Origin of the sequence: Luteococcus peritonei (genome assembly GCF_039526385.1) — a bacterium.
GTDB classification, from domain to species: Bacteria; Actinomycetota; Actinomycetes; order Propionibacteriales; family Propionibacteriaceae; genus Luteococcus; species Luteococcus peritonei.
In genome coordinates this window covers 1-1,268 of the sequence record NZ_BAAAIX010000041.1, presented here as the reverse complement: position 1 = coordinate 1,268, position 1,268 = coordinate 1, and the positions used below count along the sequence as shown (strand labels likewise).

Annotated in this window: 1 protein-coding gene; it reads right to left on the bottom strand. The window is 65.9% G+C overall.

The features are described 5' to 3' along the window. Positions 1 to 1,225, bottom strand: a 1,225-nt coding sequence (locus tag ABD073_RS15485) for an IS256 family transposase (protein WP_343876090.1), incomplete at its 3' end; no start/stop codon positions are given. Positions 1,226 to 1,268: the final 43 nt, after the last annotated feature.

Below are 1,268 nucleotides of genomic sequence, written 5' to 3'. Positions count from 1 at the left end.
GCATGGTGGTCTCCTGTTCGCTGGTGTCGGTGATGAGTGTGAGGCGGCTCTTGGCGAGGACTTCGAGGCCGAGGTAGCGGCGTCCTTCGGCCCATTCATCGGTCTGCTCGGCCAACACGGCGCCGACCAACCGGACGATCGCGGCGCGGTTGGGGAAGATCCCGACGCTGTCGGTGCGGCGGCGAATCTCGCGGTTCAACCTTTCGGTGGGGTTGTTTGACCAGATCTGATGCCAGACCTCAACGGGGAACTGGGTGAAGGCGAGGATGTCTGCCCGTGCTTGGTCGAGGTGGTCGGTGACCTCGGGCAGCATGTCGGCGGTGTAGTCAAGCAGCCGGTCGAACTGGGCCTGGACAGCGTTCTTGTCGGGCTGGTCGTAGACGGAGTGGAGCATCGCCTTCACCGCCGGCCACAGACTCTTCGGAGTGATCGCCATCAGGTTCGCGCTGTAGTGGGTGCGGCAGCGTTGCCAGGACGCGCCGGGCAGGTTCGCCGCGATCGCCTCCACGAGACCTTGATGGGCGTCCGAGGTCACGAGACGGACGCCTGTCAGGCCGCGGGCGACGAGGTCGGCGAAGAACTCGTTCCAGGCCGGGCCGGTCTCGCTGGTGGCGACCCTCAGACCGAGGACCTCGCGGTGCCCGTCATTGTTGACGCCGGTGGCGAGCATGACGACGGAGTTGATCACGCGCCCGCCTTCGCGGACTTTCATGGTCAACGCGTCAGCGGTGACGAAGGTGAAGGGGCCGGCATCGCTCAGGGGTCGGTGGCGGAACTGTTCGACGTGGTCGTCAAGTTCGGCGGCCATGCGGGAGACTTGGGACTTCGAGAGCCGGTCGATGCCCAAGGTCTTGACGAGTTTGTCCATGCGGCGAGTGGAGACGCCGGCGAGGTAGCAGTCGGCGACGACGGTGATCAGGGCCGTCTCGGCCCGCTTGCGGCGTTCCATCAGCCAGTCGGGGAAGTAGGAGCCGGTACGGAGTTTGGGGATGGCCAGGTCGATGGTGCCGGCGCGGGTGTCCAGGCCGCGGTGGCGGTAGCCGTTGCGTTGCGCCAACCGGCCTGGGGTGGGCTGGCCGTACTCGGCGCCGGCCACGGCATCAGCATCAGCGCTGAGCAGGGCATTGAGCATGGTCTGCAGCAGGCTGCGCATCATGTCCGGCGAGGCCTCGGTGAGTAGCTCGCCAAGAACGTGCGCAGGGTCGACAATGTGTGGAGCGGTCATCGTGATGATCCCTTCGAGGGTGTTGTGAGAGATGAACTCGAGG